Annotated in this window: 3 protein-coding genes and 2 other annotated features; of the genes, 1 reads left to right on the top strand and 2 read right to left on the bottom strand. The window is 57.4% G+C overall.

The window, feature by feature from the left end:
* Positions 1–39: 39 nt before the first annotated feature.
* A protein-coding gene (locus ACEPP2_RS21145) for an IS3 family transposase (protein WP_395517195.1) occupies positions 40–1,271 on the bottom strand; the annotation gives its coding sequence in 2 pieces (ribosomal slippage) (positions 40–980 and positions 980–1,271; 1,233 coding nt in all).
* Positions 871–987 (bottom strand) — a sequence feature (AL1L pseudoknot). It overlaps the preceding gene by 117 nt.
* On the bottom strand, positions 1,237–1,815 hold the full coding sequence (locus ACEPP2_RS21140; RefSeq protein WP_395517876.1) for a hypothetical protein: 579 nt from the start codon (positions 1,813–1,815) through the stop codon (positions 1,237–1,239). Before ACEPP2_RS21140 ends, ACEPP2_RS21145 begins: the two co-directional genes overlap by 35 nt.
* Positions 1,816–2,718: 903 nt before the next feature.
* Here ACEPP2_RS21140 and ACEPP2_RS21135 point away from each other — a divergent pair.
* Positions 2,719–3,950, top strand: a protein-coding gene (locus tag ACEPP2_RS21135; RefSeq protein ID WP_395517195.1) for an IS3 family transposase whose coding sequence is annotated in 2 segments (ribosomal slippage) — positions 2,719–3,010 and positions 3,010–3,950 — 1,233 coding nt in all. Because the reading frame shifts where the segments join, the coding sequence is not laid out codon by codon here.
* Positions 3,003–3,119: a sequence feature (AL1L pseudoknot), on the top strand. It overlaps the preceding gene by 117 nt.
* Positions 3,951–3,989: the final 39 nt, after the last annotated feature.

Raw genomic sequence — 3,989 nt, 5'->3', positions numbered from 1 at the left:
TGAACCGCCCCGGGTTTGCCGGAGACCGTTTGGTTTAAGTTATGCGGCCATAGCTGGTGCGTCCAGCATGGCGTAGTATCGTCGTTCTGCCTCTGCTGGCGGTATATTCCCGATGGGTTCCAGAAGACGGCGGTGGTTGAACCAGTCGACCCATTCGAGCGTGGCGAACTCTACGGCTTCGAAGTTGCGCCATGGTCCTCGCCGATGAATGACCTCGGCCTTGTAAAGACCGTTGATCGTTTCGGCGAGAGCATTGTCGTAACTATCGCCGACGCTTCCGACAGACGGCTCGATGCCCGCCTCCGCCAGCCGTTCGGAAAAGCGAATGGACACGTATTGCGAGCCGCGGTCGGAATGATGAACCAGCCCGCCACGTTTGACGGGCCGCCGATCATGCAGTGCCTGGTCGAGAGCATCGAGGACGAATCCCGCGTGCGCCGTTCGACTGGCCCGCCAGCCGACGATGCGGCGGGCGAAGGCATCGATGACAAAGGCCACGTAGACGAAGCCCTGCCAGGTCGCGACATAGGTGAAATCGGATAACCACAGCATGTTCGGCGCGGGAGCCTTGAAGTGGCGGTTGACGCGGTCGAGCGGACACGGGGCAGACTTGTCCGATACAGTGGTTTTGATTGGCTTGCCACGAATGATGCCTTGAAGACCCATCATTCTCATCAGCCTTGCGACGGTGCAGCGAGCGATATCGAAGCCTTCTCGCTGCAACTGTCGCCACACTTTCCGCACGCCATAGACCTGGAAGTTCTCGTTGAACACCCGGCGTATCTCGACTTTCATGGCAATATCATTCCGTTCGCGGGCCGATAGGCGACCCACGTCCGTGCGCTTGGCGACGACCTCATAATAGGTGGACGGGGCAATCGGCAGCAGCCTGCAGATCGGCTCGACCCCGAGCACCGAACGGTGTTCGTCGATGAAGGAAATCATCGCTTCAGTGGGCGGTCGAGCTCCGCCTGGGCAAAATACGCCGAGGCTTTGCGTAGAATCTCATTCGCCTGACGAAGCTCCCGGTTCTCCCGTTCCAGAGCCTTCATCTTCTCAGCCACGTCGCTTGGCAGACCTGCACGCTTGCCGCTGTTGACCTCGGCCTTCTTCACCCATTCATGGAGGGTATGCGCCGAGCAGCCGATCTTGGTCGCTATCGATGATACCGCCGCCCAGCGCGATGAGTATTCGGCTTCATGTTCCGTCACCATCCGAACGGCGCGGGCGCGGACTTCAGGAGAAAATTTGTTCGTCGTTTTGCTTGTCATAGACCCTACTTCTCACGAGTTGGGGTCTCCGGCAAACCCGGGGCGGTTCAATCACCTCGCCGACTTGATCCCGGTCTAGCTCGACCGCAACACGTATACCCTCCAAGTTCTCAAGGAGGATCTCGTTGGTCGGCGAAACCACTATCCGGGGCTGGCCCCGTTCCGGATCATAAGCAGTGGCCGCGGTTGCCAATGGCTCGCCCCCGGCAGAGAGAAGCACCACTTGACCCAGCATACCTGCCACTATGTATCCCTTAGTCGTACCTAATAGATCCACCGGCTCGATGAGGTTCGGAGGGAGGTTAATGTCAACAGCGTCCTTGCCGGCAGCGACTACTAGGATTTTGTGGTTAACTTCATCGAGTATCGCAATCCCGTTGTCGGGCGCTGCCGCGACAGTCACTGGACCTTTACACTCTTCGTTTGGAGGATCTATCAGCCCCAGTTGCCCAGCACCCCCACCCAATGATAGCGGCGGGATATCCTGACCGAAGCAAGGCGTCCAGATTGACAATGACACGACTAGCAATGACACAATTCTCATTGTCAGCTCTCCGGCAGTTAGCCAACTATCTCACTGTTGGTGCGATATAATAACATCACCTTTTGAGGTAGTATACTTTTTCTCGACGTGGCGGCGGATCAAGCAACCATGATCAGTCTTGCTCGCTTTTTTGATGCCCATCTTCTTGTTCTTACGTAGTTCCAGACGCAAAAGCGGTTCACACTGTTGCGTCTGGAACTTGTCTAGGCTTCTGGGACATGAGGCGGTGAGTTTCGGCGCTCATGAATCGGATACTTGGATCGCAGAGACATCAACAAATTACTGGATGTAAAATAGACTCGACATTGCGCCATATGTTCTCTATATGTTCTACGCATGACAATCGAGCGCACCGCACTTATGGATATGAGGCATGGCCTCCAACGCCGCAATCTCTCGTGCGTCTTCCGAATAAGTCACTCCTGAGACTGTCGAACCCTAGACGTTCACACACGGCGGCTTCCGCCATCTCAGGACAGGCATATCATGTCCACCAGCTTATATGTTTCGCAAGGTGCCATCCTTGATCGGACAAGGCTGTCCGCGGTTCAGAATGCGTTTGTACCATCGGGCGCGGTTCGGTGCTTGGACAGGCCGCTTTTTCGCAGCCAGGCAGCTCGTGATCTCGGATGTCTTCTCGACGTCGATGCGGAGGTGATTTCTTGGTCGTGCCTTCCGTTAGAACTTTGCTCTCAGAAGATGTCCCACATCCCCGACTTCGCAGTGAGGCTGAAGCGCGGCACTATCTTGGTTGATGCCTTGGGAGCACCCAGGTGGGTAGTTACGGCAGCTCAAGACGCTGGCTATCGCTATGAGGGCGGACGATATTGTGGCATCGACACCACCCTCAGGCTGAACCGCCCCGGGTTTGCCGGAGACCCCAACTCGTGAGAAGTAGGGTCTATGACAAGCAAAACGACGAACAAATTTTCTCCTGAAGTCCGCGCCCGCGCCGTTCGGATGGTGACGGAACATGAAGCCGAATACTCATCGCGCTGGGCGGCGGTATCATCGATAGCGACCAAGATCGGCTGCTCGGCGCATACCCTCCATGAATGGGTGAAGAAGGCCGAGGTCAACAGCGGCAAGCGTGCAGGTCTGCCAAGCGACGTGGCTGAGAAGATGAAGGCTCTGGAACGGGAGAACCGGGAGCTTCGTCAGGCGAATGAGATTCTACGCAAAGCCTCGGCGTATTTTGCCCAGGCGGAGCTCGACCGCCCACTGAAGCGATGATTTCCTTCATCGACGAACACCGTTCGGTGCTCGGGGTCGAGCCGATCTGCAGGCTGCTGCCGATTGCCCCGTCCACCTATTATGAGGTCGTCGCCAAGCGCACGGACGTGGGTCGCCTATCGGCCCGCGAACGGAATGATATTGCCATGAAAGTCGAGATACGCCGGGTGTTCAACGAGAACTTCCAGGTCTATGGCGTGCGGAAAGTGTGGCGACAGTTGCAGCGAGAAGGCTTCGATATCGCTCGCTGCACCGTCGCAAGGCTGATGAGAATGATGGGTCTTCAAGGCATCATTCGTGGCAAGCCAATCAAAACCACTGTATCGGACAAGTCTGCCCCGTGTCCGCTCGACCGCGTCAACCGCCACTTCAAGGCTCCCGCGCCGAACATGCTGTGGTTATCCGATTTCACCTATGTCGCGACCTGGCAGGGCTTCGTCTACGTGGCCTTTGTCATCGATGCCTTCGCCCGCCGCATCGTCGGCTGGCGGGCCAGTCGAACGGCGCACGCGGGATTCGTCCTCGATGCTCTCGACCAGGCACTGCATGATCGGCGGCCCGTCAAACGTGGCGGGCTGGTTCATCATTCCGACCGCGGCTCGCAATACGTGTCCATTCGCTTTTCCGAACGGCTGGCGGAGGCGGGCATCGAGCCGTCTGTCGGAAGCGTCGGCGATAGTTACGACAATGCTCTCGCCGAAACGATCAACGGTCTTTACAAGGCCGAGGTCATTCATCGGCGAGGACCATGGCGCAACTTCGAAGCCGTAGAGTTCGCCACGCTCGAATGGGTCGACTGGTTCAACCACCGCCGTCTTCTGGAACCCATCGGGAATATACCGCCAGCAGAGGCAGAACGACGATACTACGCCATGCTGGACGCACCAGCTATGGCCGCATAACTTAAACCAAACGGTCTCCGGCAAACCCGGGGCGGTTCA

Origin of the sequence: Pseudorhizobium flavum, from assembly GCF_044142885.1 — a bacterium.
GTDB lineage: Bacteria > Pseudomonadota > Alphaproteobacteria > Rhizobiales > Rhizobiaceae > Neorhizobium > Neorhizobium flavum.
Note: the sequence above shows the minus strand (reverse complement) of the source record. Positions and strands in the feature narration are given on the sequence as shown.

Excerpts from the sequence above, each read along its gene's own strand:
- ACEPP2_RS21140 (WP_395517876.1), bottom strand. The coding sequence starts at position 1,815 with ATGAGAATTGTGTCATTGCTAGTCGTGTCATTGTCAATCTGGACGCCT.